The sequence below is a fragment of the Kitasatospora sp. NPDC058965 genome, assembly GCF_042741245.1.
Classification (GTDB): domain Bacteria; phylum Actinomycetota; class Actinomycetes; order Streptomycetales; family Streptomycetaceae; genus Kitasatospora.
In genome coordinates, this window is record NZ_JBHYKG010000175.1 from 1 (window position 1) to 17,595 (window position 17,595).

Consider the following 17,595-nt stretch of genomic DNA (forward strand, 5'->3'; position numbering starts at 1 on the left):
GGTCAGCTGCTCCAGGGCGACGGAGAACGCCGTGGCCGCGAGACCGGTGAGGTCGGGGGAGCGGTCGTGGCAGCGCTGCAGCGCGGTGGCGATCGTCCGGGAGACGTCGTCGAAGACGCCGGCGTCGGTGATCGGGTCGGCGCCGTCCATCAGCAGGGCGAAGGTGCGGGCCATGCCGCAGTTGGACAGGAAGTCGGGCACGACGGCCACGCTCTTGTCCGCGTGCTCGTACGTCGGGCCGTAGAAGATCTCCGGGTCCGCGAACGGCACGTTCGCCCCGCAGGCGATGACCTCCAGGCCGCCCGCCACGAGCCGGTCGACCTGCTCGTAGGTGACCAGGCGCGAGGCCGCGCAGGGGAGGAAGACCTCCGCCCCCAGGTCCCAGACCCGGGCGTCGATCTCGGCGGAGGGGAGCAGGTCGGCGGAGTGCAGGGTGTTGCCGCGCCGGTTCAGGAAGAGCTCGCGGACCTCGTCGAGGCCGAAGCCGTCCGGGTTCAGCAGGCCGCCGTCGCGGTCGATGATGCCGACGATCCGGGCACCCGACTGCGCCGCGTAGTAGGCGGCGGCAGCGCCCACGTTGCCCCAGCCCTGGACGACGACGCGCTTGCCGGCCAGCTCGCCGCCGTAGGTCGCGTAGAAGTGCCGGACCGACTCGGCCACGCCCCAGCCGGTGATCAGGTCGGAGACCGTGTACCGCCGGTCGGGGGCGGGGGAGAAGCGCGGGTCCTCGACGACCTTGCCCACGCCCTGGCGCAGCTGCCCGATCCGGCGCACCCGGTCGCCGGGGCCGTAGTGGCCCTGGACGACGCCCTCCTGCGGGTGCCACAGCCCCAGGCTCTCGGTGAGCGGGACGACCTCCGCACCCTCGTCCACGTTCAGGTCGCCGCCGGTGCCGTAGTAGCTGCGCAGCAGCGGGGTGACCGCCTGGTACCAGCGGGTGAGGACACCCTCCTTGCGCGGGTCCCGCGGGTCGAAGTCGATGCCCGACTTCGCGCCGCCGATCGCGGGGCCCGAGACGGTGAACTTGATCTCCATGGTCTTGGCCAGCGACTCGACCTCGTGCCGGTCGAGCCCGGCCCGCATCCGGGTGCCGCCGCCGGCCGCCCCGCCGCGCAGCGAGTTGATGACGACCCAGCCCCGGGCCGGGGTCTCGCTGTCGTGCCACTCGAAGACGATCTGCGGGGCCTTCGCTTCGAACGCGGCCAACTGGTCCTTCACGACTGTTCCTCGGAGAAGTGGGGGTGGGTGGATGCGGGCAGGACGCGGCCCGCGACCTCGCCGAGGCCGATCCGGGTGCCGTTCGGCCCGGGGGCGGTGGCGCGGATGACGACCTCGTCGCCGTCCTCCAGGAAGGTCCGGACCGAGCCGTCCGGCAGGACGAGGGGCTCCTGGCCGCCCCAGCTGAGCTCCATCAGCGAGCCGCGCTGGTCCCGTTCGGGGCCGCTGACCGTGCCGGAGGCGAAGAGGTCGCCGGGCCGCACCGACGCGCCGTTGACCGTCATGTGGGCCAGCATCTGCGCCGGGGTCCAGTACATCGACGCGTAGGGCGGGCGGGAGACCGGGTGCCCGTTCAGCAGGACCTCCAACTCCAGCTCCAGTCCCCATGGCTGACCACCCGTCAAGTACGGGAGCGGCTCCGGGTCCTGGGCCGGCGGGGCGGTCCGGGCCTGCTCCAGTGCGGCGAGCGGGACGATCCAGGCGGACACCGAGGTGGCGAAGGACTTGCCGAGGAAGGGGCCGAGCGGCACGTACTCCCAGGCCTGGAGGTCCCGCGCGGACCAGTCGTTGACCAGGCAGACGCCGAAGACGTGCTCGGCGAAGTCCGCCGGGGCGACCGGCCGGCCGCGCTCGGTGCCGGTGCCGACGACGAAGCCGACCTCGGCCTCGATGTCCAGGCGCGCGCACGGCCCGAAGGAGGGGAGCGCGTCGGCGGGTGCCTTGCGCTGCCCGTTCGGCCGCTCCACCGGGGTGCCCGAGACCACCACGGTGCCGGAGCGGCCGTGGTAACCGATGGGCAGGTGCTTCCAGTTGGGGGTGAGCGGGTCCGAACCGGGCCGGAACATCCGGCCGATGTTGCTCGCGTGGTGCTCGCTCGCGTAGAAGTCCACGTAGTCGCCCACGGCGAACGGCAGGTGGAGGCGGACCAGGTCGAGTGCCACCAGGGCGGGCTCGACCGTCGCGCGCCACCGCTCGTCGGTGAGCAGGTCGGTGATCCGGGCCCGGACCTCGTCCCACCGCGCGCGGCCCTGCGCCAGGAAGGCGTTGAGGGCGGGCGCGGCGAAGACCGGGTCGTCCAGCACGGCGGCCAGGTCGAGGACCCGGTCGCCGATCCGGACGCCCACCCGCGGCTCGGTGTCCGGGGTCGAGAACACCCCGTAGGGCAGGTTCGTCACGCCGAACGGGGAGTCCTGCGGAACGTCGAGCCAGGTCATGCGTCAGCCTCCTGCGGGCGGCGCACCAGACCGAGAGCGGTCAGGTCGGTGATCGGATCGGTGATGCTGCACGTCCCGAAGGACAGGAAGCGGGTGCGGGCCCGCACGAGTCGGCCGTCCTCGGTGGCCGCGACGACCTGCCGGGCCACCTGCTGCGGATCCCGCTCGGCGAGGACCGCCGCCAACTCCGCCTCCCCCGCACCCTGCAGTGCGGCGGCCGTGGCCAGCAGCAGGTTGAGGAAGCCGTGCTGCTCCAGCGCCCCGTCGGTGTGCCGGACGGCGTGGTGCAGCCCCGCCGTGCACTTGAACGGCAGCTCGCGCCGGACGGCGGCGAGCACGGAGGCGGCCAGCTCGGCCTCGTCCGGGTGCGCCTGCGGGACCAGCCCGCCGGTGCGGAACTTGGCCCGGTGCCGGGTGCCGGCGAGGGCGTCGAGGACCGCCGACTGCCGGTCGTCGCGCGGGACTTCGACGAAGCCGGTGACCCCGTCGGGCAGCTGCGCGTCCAGCACCGCGACCGCCTCGGCGACCGGGACCGCCGACGGCAGCGCGACCTCGACGGCCACCGGGCGGCCGAACGGCCCCCGCCCCAGGGCGTCCAGCACGCCGGACAGGCCGGCCGGTCCGTCCGGCAGCGTGAGGCTCAGCTCCAGCGCGGCGTCCACCTCGGTGGCCCGCGCGGCCGGGCAGACGAACGAGCCGACGAACGGCGCGTACCAGGCCGAGCGGTGCCGCTGGTGGGCCGGCACCGCCTGCGGCAGCGGCAGCTCACCGGGCGGGAAGACGGCCGCGTCGTCGAGCAGCCCGTGGAAGGCGCTCTCCAGTGCCGCGCCCACGGCGGCGTCGAGCCGGGCGGTCACTGCGCGCCGCCGTTCTGGCGGGCCCAGGTCCAGGCGTAGGCCGGGTCCTCCGAGGCCTGGCCGGCGACGCCGAGTCCGAGCGGGCGGAAGGTGTCGACCATCACCGCGAGCTCGTCGAAGAACTCGACCCCGATCGAGCGCTCGTAGGCGCCCGGCTGCGGACCGTGCGAATGCCCGCCCGGGTGCAGACCGAGCGACCCCTGCCCGATGCCGGAGCCCCGGCGCGCCTCGTAGTTGCCGCCGCAGTAGAACATGACCTCGTCCGAGTCCACGTTCGCGTGGTAGTACGGCACCGGGACCGAGAGCGGGTGGTAATCCACCTTGCGCGGAACGAAGTTGCAGATCACGAAGTTGTTGCCCTCGAACACCTGGTGGACCGGCGGCGGCTGGTGCACCCGGCCGGTGACCGGCTCGAAGTCGGCGATGTTGAAGGTGTACGGGTACAGGCAGCCGTCCCAGCCCACCACGTCGAAGGGGTGGCGCTGCTGGACGTGCACGGTGCCCGCCTGCCCGCCCGCCCCCGCGCCGCGGTGCCGGACGTACACCTCGGTCTCGCCGCCGGTGACGACCAGCGGCTCGGCCGGGCCGTGCAGGTCCCGCTCGCAGTACGGCGCGTGCTCCAGCAACTGCCCGTAACGGGACAGGTAGCGCTTGGGCGGGGCGATGTGGCCGTCCGCCTCGATCACGTAGGCGCGCAGCGGCGCGTCGGCATCCGGCACCCAGCGGTGCGTGGTCCCGCGCGGCAGCACCACGTAGTCCCCGGCGCGGACCGGCAGCACACCGAAGGTGGTCTCCACGGTGCCGCCGCCGGCCTCGACGTAGACGCACTCGTCGCCGACGGCGTTGCGGTACAGCGGACTTGCCGCGTCGGCCAGCACGTAGGACAGCCGCACGTCGGCGTTGCCGAGGATCAGCCGGCGGCCGGTGACCACGTCCACCGCGGCGCCGGGCTCGCCGCCGAACAGCTCGTGCAGGCGGAAGTGGCGCGGCAGCAGCGGGGTGTTGGGCACGGTGCGCTGGTCCGGGAGTTCCCACTCGGAGGCGGCGACCAGTGCGGAGGGGATCCCCTCGTGGTAGAGCAGCGAGGAGTCGGAGGAGAAGCCCTCCTCCCCGACCAGCTCCTCGTAGTACAGCCCGCCGTCCGGACGGCGGTGCTGGGTGTGGCGCTTGGGCGGGACGTGGCCCACCCGGCGGTAGTACGGCATGTCGGGCCTCTCCTGGACGGCCTGGAAGGTGCCGGGCCCGGTGCTCGCCGGGCCCGGTGGTGGCAGGACCCAGAAGGTGCCGGGCCCGGTGGTTGCCGGGCCCGGCACCTTCTGGATCCGGTGGTGCCGGGCCTAGAAGTTGCCGCGCTTGGCCTGCTCGCGCTCGATCGCCTCGAACAGCGCCTGGAAGTTGCCCTTGCCGAAGCCCAGCGAGCCGTGGCGCTCGATCAGTTCGAAGAACACGGTCGGGCGGTCGCCGATCGGCTTGGTGAAGATCTGCAGCAGGTAGCCGTCCTCGTCGCGGTCGACCAGGATGCCGCGGGAGGCCAACTCCTCGATGGGGACGCGGACCTCGCCGATCCGGGCGCGCAGCGCGGGGTCGGTGTAGTAGGTCTCCGGCGTGTCCAGGAACTCCACGCCCTTGGACCGCAGCACGTCCACCGTGGTGAGGATGTCGTTGGTGGCCAGGGCCAGGTGCTGGACGCCGGGGGCCCGGTAGAAGTCCAGGTACTCGTCGATCTGCGAGCGCTTCTTCGCCACGGCCGGCTCGTTGAGCGGGAACTTGACCCGGTGGTTGCCGTTGGCCACCACCTTGCTCATCAGCGCGGAGTACTCGGTGGCGATGTCGTCGCCCACGAACTCGGCCATGTTGGTGAAGCCCATGACGCGGTTGTAGAAGTCCACCCACTCGTCCATGCGGCCGAGTTCGACGTTGCCCACGACGTGGTCCAGGGCCTGGAAGAGGCGCTTGGGCTCGCCCGCCGGCTTGACCCAACCGCCGCTGCGCGCCACGTACCCCGGCAGGTAGGGGCCGGAGTAGCGGGAGCGGTCGACCAGGGTGTGCCGGGTCTCGCCGTAGGTGGCGATCGCGGCGATGCGCACGGTGCCGTGCTCGTCGGTGACGTCGTGCGGCTCGACCAGGACGGTCGCACCGGTGGTGCGGGCGTGCTCGATGCACTTGTCCACGTCCGGCACCTCGAGGGCGATGTCGACCACCCCGTCGCCGTGGCGGCGGTGGTGGTCCAGCAGCTCGCTGTCCGGGTCGACGCCGCCCTTGACGACGAAGCGGGCCGCACCCGAGCGCAGCACGTAGGCGTGGTGGTCGCGGTTGCCGGTGGTCGGGCCGGAGTAGGCGACGAGCTCCATGCCGAAGACGGCCTGGAAGAACACCGAGGCCTGGGTGGCGTTGCCGACCGACCAGACCACGGCGTCCCAGCCGGTCACCGGGAAGGGGTCGCGCTCGCCGTCGTACTCGACGAGGCCGACCAGCTGCCGGAGCTGGTGGAGATCCAGCTCGGCGAGGCGTTCCTGGCTGGTGAGGGTGTCCTGAACGGTCATGCTGCGTCCTCCTTGACTGGGCACCTGAGCACCTGGGCACCTGTGGCGTTCGAGGCAGAGGACACCGCACCGACCCGGGGGTGTGCAAGCGTTCGGTCAGGCGCTGGGCAGCATGCTCAACCTGCACAGCTGGACGGCCGTGGAACTGGACAGATTGCCCAGTAATCGGGGCGAGCCACCGAGGTTGTCACCTCGGGCCGGTGCGGGGGTGGCCGTCGGGGTGGCCGCCCCCGGGGTGCGGGCGGCCCCGTGGCCGGGTCACTCGCCCCGCTGCCTGATCGCCTGGCTCAGCTGGTGCGCCGCCTCCAGCAGCAGCCGGCCGTACTCGTCCTGGCGCTCGCCGCTGAACCGCTGCTCCACGCCGGTCAGGCTGAGCGCCCACCCCGGCCGGTCGTGCGAGTCGAAAACCGCCGCCCCCATCCCCCAGCTGCCCTCGACGATGTGCCCCGCGTTGAGCGCCCAGCCGCGTCGGCGGGTGTCGGCGAGGCGCTCGCGGAGCTGCTCCTGGGCGTGCGCCGAGCCGAACGCGGAGGTCAGCTCGGTGCGCGAGAGGAAGTGCTCCGTGTCCCGCTCCGGCAGGTGCGCCAGGATCGCGAGCCCCGCGGAGGCGACCCCGAGCGGCAGCCGGATCCCCTCGTACAGCACGTGGGACCGGATCGGGAAGCTGCCGTCCTCGCGGATCAGGCAGACCGTCTCGTCCCCCTGCCTGGCCGAGAAGAACGCGCTCTCGCCGGTGAGCCGGGCCAACTGCTGCACGTACGGCCGGGCGTACACCGTCACGTCGTAGCGGGCCGAGGCCGTCCGGCCCAGCAGGTACAGCTCGGCCCCGAGCACCCAGTGCGCCGACCCCGGGAGCCGCTCGACCAGTCCCTCCCGCTCCAGCCCGACCAGCAGCCGGTGCACCGTGGGCCGGGGCAGACCGGTGTCGGCCGCGGCCCGGGTGGTCGTCGCCCCGCCCGGCTCCCGGGCGGAGAGGGCCCGCAGCACGGCGCTGCAGCGCCCGAGGACATCCAGTGGCGTGTTCACTGGATGAACGATAGGCGAGGGATGCGTCCGCAGGGCGACTGAAAACAGCCCGATCGCCGTTCGATGGTTGACCGCCCGGGCCGCGCTGCCTTGAATCGCCGCGTGGACAAGACAGTGGAAACGGCAGCGGACGCCGTGGCGGACATCCCGTCAGGGGTGACGCTCGCGGTGGGTGGCTTCGGCCTGTGCGGCATCCCGGCGGTACTGATCCAGGCGCTCCTGGAGCACGGTGCCGGCGACCTCGCCGTCGTCTCGAACAACTGCGGGACGGACGACTGGGGACTCGGGCCGCTCCTGCAGGACCGGCGGGTGCGCCGCGTGGTCGGCTCGTACGTCGGTGAGAACAAGGAGTTCGCGCGCCAGTACCTGGCGGGCGAGCTGGAGGTCGAACTCACCCCGCAGGGCACGCTCGCCGAGCGGATGCGGGCCGGCGGATCGGGTATCCCGGCCTTCTACACCGCCACCGGCGTCGGCACCCAGGTGGCCGACGGCGGACTGCCGTGGCGGTACGACGCCGACGGCCGGGTGGCCGTCGCCTCGCCCGCGAAGGAGGTGCGCTCCTTCGCCGGTCGCGAGTACGTCCTGGAGGAGGCGATCACCGCGGACTTCGGCCTGGTGCGGGCCTGGAAGGGGGACCGGCACGGCAACCTCGTCTTCCGGGCCTCGGCGCGGAACTTCAACCCGCTCGCCGCCATGTGCAGCCGGATCACCATCGCCGAGGTGGAGGAGCTGGTCGAGCCGGGCGAGCTCGACCCCGACCTGATCCACACCCCCGGCATCCACGTGCAGCGCGTCGTGGCGCTCACCGGAGAGCAGGCAGCGGCGAAGCAGATCGAGAAGAGGACCGTGCGGTGAGCTGGACCCGTGAGCAGATGGCCGCCCGGGCGGCCGCGGAGCTGCCCGGCGGCTCCTACGTCAACCTCGGCATCGGCCTGCCGACCCTGGTGCCCAACTACGTGCCGGCCGGCCTGGAGGTGGTGCTGCACTCGGAGAACGGCATCCTCGGCGTCGGCCCCTACCCGTCGGCCGAGGCGGTCGACCCGGACCTGGTCAACGCCGGCAAGGAGACGGTGACCGTCAACCGCGGTGCGTCCTACTTCGATTCGGCCGCCTCCTTCGGGATGATCCGCGGCGGCAAGATCGACGTGGCGGTCCTCGGTGCGATGCAGGTGTCGGCCCGCGGCGACATCGCGAACTGGATGATCCCCGGGAAGATGGTCAAGGGGATGGGCGGCGCGATGGACCTGGTCCACGGCGCCAAGCGGGTCGTCGTGCTGATGGAGCACGTGGCCAGGGACGGCGCCTTCAAGATCGTGCGGGAGTGCTCGCTGCCGCACACCGGCCGCGGTGTGGTCCAGCGCATCATCACCGACCTGGGCGTGATCGACGTGCTGGACCCGGCGACCGGGCGCAGCGCGGTCGCCGGCACCTCCGGGGACCGCATCCTCTCCCTGGTGGAGCTCGCCCCGGGCGTCAGCGAGGACGAGATCCGCGCGAAGACCGAGCCCGAGCTGCACTGACCGGGTGACCCCGCCCTTCGCCGGGCGGGGTGCTAGAAATCCCTGGTGGACGTTCCCCCCGAGCCCTCGACCCTGCGCGTCTTCGTGGCGCTCGCTCCGCCCGACGACGCCAAGGACGAGCTGGCCCGCGCCCTGCAGCCCGCCTGTGCCCGGTACCCGCAGCTGCGCTGGAACCGGATCGAGGACTGGCACATCACCCTGGCGTTCCTCGGCGAACTCCCCGCCACCGCCGTCCCGTTGCTGCGTTCGACGGTGGCCGGCGCGGCGGCGTCGCACCCCGCCCTGCAGCTCGGCCTGCGCGGCGGCGACCACTTCGACGGGCGGCTGCTGTGGAGCGGCATCGACGGCGACCTGGCCGGCCTGCACGCGCTCGCCACCGACGTCCGGCAGCTGGTCAGGTCCTGCGGCATCGACTTCCCGGACCGCGTCCTGCGCCCCCACCTGACCCTGGCCCGCGCCCGCCGCGACGACCCCACCAGCGTCCCCGAGACCGCCGCCGCGCTCGCCCACTTCGTCGGCCGCCCGTGGTGGACCGTCCGCCTCCACCTGGTCGGCAGCAACGTCGGCCGCGGCCCCGGCCCGATCCGCTACCGCGACATCGAGTCCTGGCCGTTCGGGGCGGGAACCCGGGCCGGGGGCGACGGCGGCGGCGGTACGCCCGCCGGGCCCGGCAGGTGAGAGGCGTTCGGGTGCAGGTCGGGGCGCGTAGCCGGCCGGGCGTTGCCCGGCGCCGCGCCAGCGTTCGGTCCCGTACCGGTCCCGCTCGGCAGCGGAGCTAATAGCCGGGTGGCGGCCAGTGACCGCGGTCCCGAAGGACCTGCTCCAACGCTGGGTCGATGGGCGCCGGAACCATGGTGCCCGACGCGTTGTAGAGCGCGACGGGGTCGAGCGGGTCGGACCAGGACCCCACTGTCGCCAGTCGATAGACGAACGGGCCGCCCTTGTCGGGACCGACCTCGATCCGGGCCGGCGGGTGAGGCCCGGGCACACACCGTCCCACGTCGTCGGAGAAGGGCCCGTCACGGAAGATCGCGTGCATCCAGCCCGCAGGCGGCCGCCCGGTCGTGTCGAACACGTCGTCCATGGTGCTCCCCACTGTGCAAAGACGGAGGCATGCTCTCATGATCAACCGAGCGTGCCGGTTTCCTGCGGCAACCCGGTGGCCTGCCGCTACCGGGGGGCGGTGTGCCGACAGTCCGTGGGCGGCGACCCGCACGGACAGCTCGACCGATCGGCACGCGATACTGGAACCGTTCACCGGGCGAGGGACATCCCACCTGGTGACGGCGTCGCCCAACGGGTGCAGGCAGGTAGGGGATTCGGGGGAATCGCGGATGCTGGAGAGAGTGCGCCGACTACGGGACGCGATGGCCCGGGGTGACGACGCCGACTTCGAGGCGGCGGTGTGGGACTTGCTGGACAGCGTGCAGTCCGCCGCCGACCTGCTGGTGGCCGCGGCGGACACGCCCGTCGACGCCCTGTCCACCGAACCGGCCGGGCGGTGGGACGGTCTGTCGGGCCTGCTGGGCCCGCCCGCGCCGCTCGTCGACGCGGAGCCGGACCAGGCCGCGCTGGATCTCGGCGCGGTGCTCGCCGCGGCGGTCGCCCGGGCGCAGGCCCGCCGCTCCGGGCCTGTCCCGCTGGCCACCCTGGCCCGGCTGATGACGCCGCTGGCGGACCTGGAGCGCCTGTCGTCCGAGCGCGCCGCGGCGATCGCCCACCGGCTCGGCGCCGTGCTGCCCGAGGCCGCCCCGCCGGGCGTGCGGATCGCCGAGGAGCTGGCTACCGGCCGCCCGCTGTACGGCAGTTACGAGGACCTCCAGATCGACGTGTGGGGTCCGCGGACGGGCAAGACCACCACCCGGGCGATCCCGGCGGTGCTGGACGCGCCGGGCGCCGTGCTGGCCACGTCGAACAAGCGCGACCTGGTGGACGCCACCCGGACGATCCGCGAACGCCGCGGTCCGGTGAGGGTGTTCGACCCGCAGGACCTGATCGGTGAGCCGCCCGCCTGGTGGTGGAACCCGTTGGACGCGGCCGGCGACCTGGTCGCTGCCCGTACCCTGGCGCAGGTGTTCGCGGACGGCGTCCGAACCGCCAACGCTCGCCGGGACGCCTTCTTCGACCCGGCCGGCGAGGAGCTGACGGCTTGTATGCTGCTGGCTGCCGCGGTCTCCGACTCCCCGATCATCCGGGTGCGCAGCTGGCTGTCCCGCCCCAAGGACGACACCCCGCTGCGGATCCTGCGCGAGGCCGGCGAGGACCGCGCCGCGGAGAGCCTGGCCTCCGCGCTGTACGCACCGGAGAAGCAGCGCCTCGGCATTTACGGCACCGCGATGACGCACACCGCCTGCCTGACCGGCGCCCGCGCCGCCGCCTGGGTCACCCCCGGCGGCGGCCGTCCGCGCCTGGACCTCGACGAACTCCTCGACGCGGGCGGCACCCTGTTCTCCGTCTCCCGCGAGGGCGCCGACCCGGCGGGTCCGCTGGTCACCGCCCTGACCGTGGCCGCCCTGGAGACCGCCGAGCGGCGCGCCGCCCGTGCGCCGCTCGGCCGGCTCGCCACGCCGCTGCTCGGTGTCCTGGACGAAGCCGCCAACGTCTGTCGCTGGCGCCACCTGCCGGACCTGTACTCGCACTACGGCTCGCGCGGCATCTGCCTGCTGACGCTGCTCCAGTCCTGGTCGCAGGGCGAGGAGGCGTGGGGCGCGACGGGGATGCGCAAGCTGTGGTCGGCGGCGACCGTGCGGGTCTACGGCGGCGGCGTCGCCGAGCCCGGATTCCTCCGGATGCTCTCCGAACTGGCCGGGGAGCGCACCGCGGCCCAGTTCCAGGTCGGCCACCTCTCGCAGCCCGGCACCGCCGGGGCCCGCACCGTCACCCGCAACGAGGTCCGCCTCCCGCTGCTGGACGTCGCCGAGCTGGCCGCCCTCCCGCCCGGCCAGGTCCTGGTGCTGCCCTCCGGCAGCCGCCCGGTGCTCGCCCGCGCGGTCCCCTGGTGGGAGGGCCCGCACGCCGAGGACGTCCGGGAGTCGCTGGCAGCAGGCGCAGGAGGAACGCGATGACGGAGCCCGCCCCCGAGGTGCAGCCGGACGAGGAGCCGTTCTACTTCGCCGACCTGGACGAGTTCGTGGTCGACCACCTCAGCCAGCTGATCCGCCGCCGCCTCGACGGCCAGCGCCGCACCTGGTGCCCCGCGTGGTGGAGGCACCCCGAGGCGCTCTCCCGCCTGGACGCCATCTGGCGCTCCTGGGAGCACCTGCGCCTGGACTCGGCCCTGGGCATGTCCACGTGGTGGCTCTACCACGCCGACCCGCACCTGGCCGCCCTGATGGACGCCGACGACGGCCCGTTCGCCGCCTGCGACCCCATCGACGGCCACACCGCCCACGCCCTGCCGACACTGCCGACCGAGCCCTCCGACCCGACGATGTGGGCCGGCACGGCATTCTCCGTCCGCCCCCGCGGCCCACGCTGACGGCGGTTCAGGCCCTGTGCCGAGCCCGGTTGACCACGGTGAGGCGTTTGAAGCTGACGGCTATGGCGGTCAAGACGTGCTGGACGTGGGTCCTGCGAAACCCGCGGTAGCGGCACCGGCGCATCAGGTGGCCTCCTTCGCCGTCCGGGCTACTGGTGGGGGAGGCGGCCGGTCCGTTCCGGGTCAGCGACTGCGCGCAGGTCGTGCTCCGGCCTGCCGGAACGGTAGATTGACGGCCGCTCAGACACTTGAGGGGACGGGGCGCGGCTGGTGGACGGCGGGCGGGCTGGGCAGTTGATCGGGGGGCGGTACCGGCTGCATTCGACTCTCGGCGAGGGCGGAATGGGCCGGGTCTGGCGGGCCCGGGACGAAGTGCTGTACTGCGAGGTGGCGGTCAAGGAGGTGGTGCTGCCGCCGGGGCTGCCCGTCGCCGAGCAGCAGGAGCGGGTGGTGCGGGCCCAGCGCGAAGCGCGCAACGCGGCTCGGCTGCGTGACCATCCCAACATCATCACCATCCACGACATCGTGACGGACGGCGACGCCCCGTGGATCGTCATGGAATTGCTCAAGGTCCGCGACCTGGCCCAGCTCATCGCCGAGCAGGGTCCCCTTCCGCTGCCCCGCGTGGCCGAGATCGCCGCCGCCCTGCTGGAGGCGCTCGGAGCGGCGCACGCCGCCGGCATCACACACCGTGACGTGAAGCCCGCCAACGTACTGATCACCGACACCGGGAGGGTGGTGCTCACCGATTTCGGGATCGCGGTGCAGGTAGCCGACACCGCGCTCACCGCCACCGGGGCGTTCATCGGCTCGATCGAGTACATCGCTCCCGAGCGGGCCCGCGGTGAGCCGGCCGGCCCCGCCGGAGACCTCTTCTCGCTCGGTGCCACGCTCTACTGCGCACTGGAGGGCCGCCCGCCGTTCGGCCGCGGCAACCCGGCCGAGGTGCTGACCGCCGTGCTCTTCAACGAACCCGCACCGCCGGTGCGTTCGGGATCCCTTGGGCCGCTGGTCCTGGGGCTGCTGGCGAAGGATCCACTGCAGCGGCTGACCGTGGAGCAGGCGGCTGCCCGGCTGGCGGTCCGTCAGAGGCCCGGCGCCGTCGCGGAGCCCACGGTGCCGGGCACCGTGAGGGCGACCCGGGTGGCCCCGGTGCCTTCGGCACCCGCACAGGCACCCGCGCAGGCACCCGCGCAGGCGCCGGCCCCGGCAGCGCGGGCCGCTGCCGTGCCCGGCCAGGCAGCACCGCGGTCCGTTCCCCCTGGTCCGGCTCCTGCCGCAGTCGTTGCCCGCGCGTCCGCCCGCCCGGTCCTGGGCAGTTCGCCTCCGCTGTCCCCGTCACCCTCGCCGTCCGGCCGGTTGGCGAGCAACGCGATCGGTGTCGCAGTTGCCGGTGCACTGCTCGGCACCGTCTTCGGCTTGGGCGGCCTTGACCTGCTGGCGGTCGGCTTCGCGGTGGTGGCCACGGTGGCCGCAGCGCTGATGACCGCCGGCGTCCGCCGCGGCGACGTCCGAGCCGGCCGACGCCCGGTACTGCCCGCCCTGATGGCGACTACGGCCCTCGGCACCAGTTGGATGGTGGACGCCAAGCACTTCGCCTACGGTCTGCCACTCGCCGTCGCCGAGGTACTCGTCACCCTGCTGATCGCGGCCCTGGCCCGGCCCCCGCGCCCGGGTGCGGCCGTTCCCGGACCGCCACGCCCGGCCACGCGCGCCGGGAGGGGCGGGCGGCACCGCTGAGCAACGCCCGATCCGTGCGGCGCGGGAAGCCGCCTGTCAGTGTGGACGGCACACGCGTGACCTGAAGCGCAGGAGAGGGTCCGCCTCGGGGGTCGAGCCCACTCTTCGCCGGGAGCCTGTCGACGAGCACCTCGGGACCTCGGCCCCGATCGCGGGACACGGCTCGCTTTCGACCACGCAGCGGTGCCTGCACCCGGACCGGCGGGCGATCGAGGAGGCCGGCCAGGCGCTGAGCGTGCACCTGAGCGGGGTCCCGCAGAAGGTGCCTGGTCCCGCACCTCCGGCTCGTGCGCTGACCGGCCCTCAGGAACGGCAAAAGCCCCGCTGGTCTGGACCTTCGTCCAGTCAGCGGGGCTCCGACATCGCTGTCGGGACGACAGGATTTGAACCTGCGACCCCTTGACCCCCAGTCAAGTGCGCTACCAAGCTGCGCCACGTCCCGTGGTCTCGCTGCTTCGCCGGTTCTTCGCCGGTTCGGCTTCTCGACCTGTCTCCGGTGTCCCGGTGACGTGGAAAACAATACAGCACGGTGGGGGGTGCTCGCTGCCAGGTTTCGGTGCAGGTCACGGGGTGGGGTGGCGGTTGTCGTAGCGGAGGAAGGCGGGGCGGCGGGCGGCGAGGAGGAGGACGGCGGCGATGCAGGCGAGGCCGCCGGTGATGACGGAGAGGGTGGGGGTGGTGAGGGCGGCGACGGTGCCGGACTCGAAGTCGCCGAGGCGGGGGCCGCCGGCGACCACGACGATGAAGATGCCCTGGAGGCGGCCGCGCATCTCGTCGGGGGCCGCGACCTGCATCATCGTGTTGCGGAAGATCATGCTCACGGTGTCCGCGCAGCCGGCCACGGCGAGCAGGAGCAGGCCGATCCAGAGGTGGTGGGCGGTGAGGCCGAAGGCGGCGATGGACAGGCCCCAGGCGGCGACGGCGGCCAGGACGGCCAGGCCGTGGCGGTGCACGCGGGAGATCCAGCCGCTGAAGAGGGCGCCGGTCAGGGCGCCGACGGCGGGGGCGGCGACCAGCAGGCCGACGGTGCCGGCGCCGCCGCCGTAGAAGCCGACGGCGAGGGCGGGGAAGAGGGAGCGGGGGAGGCCGAAGATCATCGCGGCGAGGTCGGCCAGGAAGCTGGTGCGCAGGTTGGGCTGCTCGCGCAGGAAGCGCAGGCCGTCCAGGACCGAGGCGCGGGCCGCGGGGGCGGTGGTGCCGTTGCCGGGGAGCATGGCGGGCAGGCGCCACATCGCGTAGAGGACGGCGGCGAAGGCGACGGTGTCGACCAGGTAGGCCGCCTGGCTGCCGTAGGTGCCGATCAGCAGGCCGCCGAGCATCGGACCCACCGTCATGCCGAGGTTCATGCTGATGGTGTTGAGCGCGTTGGCGGCCGGCAGCTGCTCGGGCGGTATCAGGCGCGGGATCATCGAGGAGCGGGCCGGGGAGGAGACGGCGAAGAACCCGCCCTGCAGTGCGACCGCCGCGTAGAGCACGGCCACCTGGTGCAGGCCGAGCAGCGCCTGGACGGCGAGCACGGCCGAGACGGCGGCCAGGCCGGCGGCGCCGATCAGGCCGAGCTTGCGGCGGTCCACCCGGTCGGCGACGGCTCCGCCGTAGAGACCGAAGCCGACCAGCGGGAGCAGCGAGCAGAGTCCGACCAGGCCGGTGGCGAAGCTGGACCGGGTGAGGGCGTAGACCTGCACGGCGACCGCGACGGCGGTCATCTGCTGGCCGATCGAGGAGACCGACTGGCCGAACCAGATCCGCCGGTAGTCGGGGCTGGTGCGCAGCGGAGTGAGGTCGGCCAGCACCCGGGTCAGGCGGCGCGGGCCGGGGCTCGGCGGCCGGCCCGGGGCGGCAGTGGTGGGATGATTGGTCGACATAGCGACCAATGCTCACCCCTGCACCTGTGCCGCCCGCACCCGGGGTGCCCTCAGGTGCGCAGCACGGCCTTCTCGCCCGCCCGGACCGCGATCGGCAGCCGGTTGCCCGGCGGTGGGAACGGGCAGATGAAGTGGTCGACGAAGGCGCAGGGGGGCAGGAAGGCGCGGTTCAGGTCGAGCACCGTGCGGCCGTCGGGGTCCGGCGCGGGCAGCGCGACGAAGCGGAACCGGTAGGTCTCCCCGCCGCTGGTCGCGTCGGCGATCACGCCGCTCAGGCCGGCGCCGCCGGTGCTCACGGTGAGGGTGTAGGGCTCGCCCGCGAGGTGGAAGGCGATCTGGCCGGTGACCGCGAGCGGGCGCTCCCGGCCGTCGGCGTTGGGCACGGTGACGGACTGCTCGCCGGCCTCGAACGGGGTGAAGACGGCCGGGACCGACCACTCCGGCGCGTAGGGGAAGACGGTGATGCCGGCGAAGCTCCGCCTGGTCTCGGCGGCCGGGTCGAAGACCCGGACGGCCAGCTCGCCGTCGCGCTCGATCGGGACGGCCAGGACGTCCTGGTAGCGGACGACCTGGGCGGCGGGGTCGGTGTCGGGGTGCAGGGTGGCCTCGCCGTCGACCACGGCCTCGCCGACCCGCAGGCCGTCGGCGGCCGCCGCCGTCACCCGGGCGAGGGGACCGGCGGCGGACCAGCGGCCGGGCAGCCCGGGGATCTCCACCGGGTCGTCCGCCAGCCAGTGCGTACCGGTCAGGGCGAGCACGCCGTGCGGGGCGCTCACCTTCGCGGTGCGGGCGTCGGTCCAGCGCTTCCATTCCTCGGCGTCGACGGTCATGGCCGGTAGCTCCTCAGAGGGTGGGGACGGGAAGGAGACAGCGGAGAGGGAGAGGGGTAGGGAGAGAGGGAGAAGGGCGGGAACGGACGGGGCGGCTCAGTCGGCGCGCAGCGGGCGGAACAGGCCCTCCTGCATCACCGAGACGACCAACTGGCCGCTGCGGTCGAAGATCTGGCCCCGGGCCAGGCCGCGGGCGCCGTGCGCGATCGGTGACTCCTGCTGGTAGAGCAGCCACTCGTCGGTGCGGAACGGGCGGTGGAACCACATCGCGTGGTCCAGCGACGCCATGTCGAAGTTGCGCCGGCCCCAGAGCGGCTCGACGGGGGCGCGGACCGAGTCCAGCAGCGTCATGTCGCTGGCGTAGGTGAGTGCGCAGACGTGGATCAGCGGGTTGTCCGGCAGTGCGCCGTTGGTCCGCAGCCAGACACCGCTGCGCGGCTGGACGTCGACCAGTTCGTCCTCGGTCCAGCGGAGCCGCTCGACGTAGCGGATGTCGAACGGCTGGCGGTGGCTGATGAACGGCGGCAGCTCGCCGAGGCGGTTGCCGACCTCCTCCAGGGCGCTGGGCAGCTCCTCGGGCGCCGGGACCTGCGGCATCGGCTCCTGGTGCTCGATGCCGCCGGGCTCCGGGCGGTGGAAGTCGGCGGTCAGCGCGAAGATGCTGCGCCCGCCCTGGATGGCGAGCACCCGGCGGGTGGTGAAGGAGCGGCCGTCCCGGATCCGGTCCACCTGGTAGACGATCGGCACCCCGGGGACACCGGGGCGCAGGAAGTAGGCGTGCAGGGAGTGGACGGGGCGGTCGCCGTCCACCGTGCGGCCGGCGGCGACCAGGGCCTGACCCGCGACCTGGCCGCCGAAGGTGCGCTGCAGCGACTCCTCGGGGCTGCGGCCGCGGAAGATGTTGAGCTCGATCTGCTCCAGATCCAGCAGGTCGACGAGCAGGTCGACGGGCGTTCCCATGGCGTTGTCCTCTCCCAGCGGGCACGCCCGAGCCACCGACGCCCTGGCGTTGCTGTCAATCCAGAAGTCCACGAACCGCCAGGTAATTCCCAGCCACCCGGCCGGTCACACCAGCGGTCCCACAAGCCCTGGTGGTGGCACGGGCCGGAGGCCGGGAAATGGCCCCCGGCGGGCGATTTCCCGGAACGGTCGGAAGGCACGGAGTGTGCGAAGTGGCGGACGCTCGGTGGCTGAAAACGATGGGCAATCCGCGCAGAGTCATCGCCCGGTGACGTACCGCGTCCCCGGGTCGGGGGAGCAGGGGAGTGGGAGAGCGGGGGGAACGCGGCGGCCGCCCGAGCGGT

General features: G+C 73.4%; 16 protein-coding genes and 1 tRNA gene. 6 read left to right on the plus strand and 11 right to left on the minus strand.

What is annotated here, in order from left to right:
• The 6 genes from ACFW1A_RS25610 to ACFW1A_RS25635 form a co-directional block, all read right to left on the minus strand.
• On the minus strand, nucleotides 1-1,218 hold a 1,218-nt coding region (locus ACFW1A_RS25610), incomplete at its 3' end, for a Glu/Leu/Phe/Val dehydrogenase dimerization domain-containing protein (protein ID WP_380412266.1).
• Nucleotides 1,215-2,432 carry a fumarylacetoacetase gene (fahA, locus tag ACFW1A_RS25615; RefSeq protein WP_380412269.1) on the minus strand — a complete coding sequence of 406 codons (1,218 nt, stop codon included), beginning with the start codon at nucleotides 2,430-2,432 and terminating at the stop codon, nucleotides 1,215-1,217. The genes ACFW1A_RS25610 and fahA, both read right to left, overlap by 4 nt.
• Nucleotides 2,429-3,289, minus strand: a complete 861-nt coding sequence (locus ACFW1A_RS25620; RefSeq protein ID WP_380412272.1) for a hypothetical protein — start codon at nucleotides 3,287-3,289, stop codon at nucleotides 2,429-2,431. Before ACFW1A_RS25620 ends, fahA begins: the two co-directional genes overlap by 4 nt.
• Nucleotides 3,286-4,494: a homogentisate 1,2-dioxygenase gene (locus ACFW1A_RS25625; RefSeq protein ID WP_380412275.1), complete on the minus strand. Its 1,209-nt coding sequence runs from the start codon at nucleotides 4,492-4,494 to the stop codon at nucleotides 3,286-3,288. The genes ACFW1A_RS25620 and ACFW1A_RS25625 overlap by 4 nt, the downstream gene beginning before the upstream one ends.
• Before the next feature lie 132 nt (nucleotides 4,495-4,626).
• A complete protein-coding gene (gene hppD / locus ACFW1A_RS25630) occupies nucleotides 4,627-5,832 on the minus strand; it encodes a 4-hydroxyphenylpyruvate dioxygenase (protein ID WP_380412277.1) in 1,206 nt (401 codons plus the stop codon).
• A gap of 258 nt (nucleotides 5,833-6,090) precedes the next feature.
• Nucleotides 6,091-6,858, minus strand: a complete 768-nt coding sequence (locus tag ACFW1A_RS25635) for an IclR family transcriptional regulator (RefSeq protein WP_380412282.1) — start codon at nucleotides 6,856-6,858, stop codon at nucleotides 6,091-6,093.
• A 102-nt stretch (nucleotides 6,859-6,960) separates the two neighbouring features.
• Between ACFW1A_RS25635 and ACFW1A_RS25640 the strand changes: the two genes are divergently transcribed.
• Genes ACFW1A_RS25640 through thpR form a run of 3 tightly spaced genes read left to right on the plus strand, consistent with a single transcriptional unit; the run spans nucleotide 6,961 to nucleotide 9,056 of the window.
• Nucleotides 6,961-7,713 carry a CoA transferase subunit A gene (locus ACFW1A_RS25640; protein ID WP_380412289.1) on the plus strand — a complete coding sequence of 251 codons (753 nt, stop codon included), beginning with the start codon at nucleotides 6,961-6,963 and terminating at the stop codon, nucleotides 7,711-7,713.
• Nucleotides 7,710-8,378, plus strand: a complete 669-nt coding sequence (locus tag ACFW1A_RS25645) for a 3-oxoacid CoA-transferase subunit B (RefSeq protein ID WP_380412292.1) — start codon at nucleotides 7,710-7,712, stop codon at nucleotides 8,376-8,378. Before ACFW1A_RS25640 ends, ACFW1A_RS25645 begins: the two co-directional genes overlap by 4 nt.
• A 45-nt stretch (nucleotides 8,379-8,423) precedes the next feature.
• On the plus strand, nucleotides 8,424-9,056 hold the full coding sequence (thpR, locus tag ACFW1A_RS25650) for an RNA 2',3'-cyclic phosphodiesterase (RefSeq protein ID WP_380412295.1): 633 nt from the start codon (nucleotides 8,424-8,426) through the stop codon (nucleotides 9,054-9,056).
• Nucleotides 9,057-9,153: 97 nt separating this feature from the next.
• Here the strand turns inward: thpR and ACFW1A_RS25655 are convergent, their stop codons facing one another.
• Complete coding sequence (locus ACFW1A_RS25655; RefSeq protein WP_380412298.1) at nucleotides 9,154-9,462, minus strand: hypothetical protein; 309 nt, start codon at nucleotides 9,460-9,462, stop codon at nucleotides 9,154-9,156.
• A 250-nt stretch (nucleotides 9,463-9,712) separates the two neighbouring features.
• On the opposite strand from ACFW1A_RS25655, the gene ACFW1A_RS25660 reads away from it, so the two are divergent.
• The 3 genes from ACFW1A_RS25660 to ACFW1A_RS25670 all read left to right on the plus strand — a co-directional run bounded on the left by ACFW1A_RS25660 (nucleotide 9,713) and on the right by ACFW1A_RS25670 (nucleotide 13,596).
• Nucleotides 9,713-11,443 (plus strand): type IV secretory system conjugative DNA transfer family protein, encoded by a 1,731-nt coding sequence (locus ACFW1A_RS25660; RefSeq protein ID WP_380412301.1) that lies wholly within the window; start codon nucleotides 9,713-9,715, stop codon nucleotides 11,441-11,443.
• Nucleotides 11,440-11,856 carry a DUF4913 domain-containing protein gene (locus ACFW1A_RS25665; protein ID WP_380412306.1) on the plus strand — a complete coding sequence of 139 codons (417 nt, stop codon included), beginning with the start codon at nucleotides 11,440-11,442 and terminating at the stop codon, nucleotides 11,854-11,856. The genes ACFW1A_RS25660 and ACFW1A_RS25665 overlap by 4 nt, the downstream gene beginning before the upstream one ends.
• Before the next feature lie 270 nt (nucleotides 11,857-12,126).
• A complete protein-coding gene (locus ACFW1A_RS25670) occupies nucleotides 12,127-13,596 on the plus strand; it encodes a serine/threonine-protein kinase (RefSeq protein ID WP_380412311.1) in 1,470 nt (489 codons plus the stop codon).
• Between the two features lie 368 nt (nucleotides 13,597-13,964).
• Here ACFW1A_RS25670 and ACFW1A_RS25675 read toward each other — a convergent pair.
• From ACFW1A_RS25675 to ACFW1A_RS25690, 4 genes are all read right to left on the minus strand, one after another.
• A tRNA-Pro gene (locus tag ACFW1A_RS25675) sits at nucleotides 13,965-14,038 on the minus strand.
• A gap of 121 nt (nucleotides 14,039-14,159) precedes the next feature.
• Nucleotides 14,160-15,461, minus strand: a complete 1,302-nt coding sequence (locus tag ACFW1A_RS25680; protein WP_380412314.1) for an MFS transporter — start codon at nucleotides 15,459-15,461, stop codon at nucleotides 14,160-14,162.
• Between the two features lie 50 nt (nucleotides 15,462-15,511).
• Nucleotides 15,512-16,291: a DUF1684 domain-containing protein gene (locus ACFW1A_RS25685; protein ID WP_380412317.1), complete on the minus strand. Its 780-nt coding sequence runs from the start codon at nucleotides 16,289-16,291 to the stop codon at nucleotides 15,512-15,514.
• Between the two features lie 96 nt (nucleotides 16,292-16,387).
• Complete coding sequence (locus ACFW1A_RS25690) at nucleotides 16,388-17,251, minus strand: acyl-CoA thioesterase (protein WP_380412320.1); 864 nt, start codon at nucleotides 17,249-17,251, stop codon at nucleotides 16,388-16,390.
• Nucleotides 17,252-17,595 lie beyond the last annotated feature (344 nt).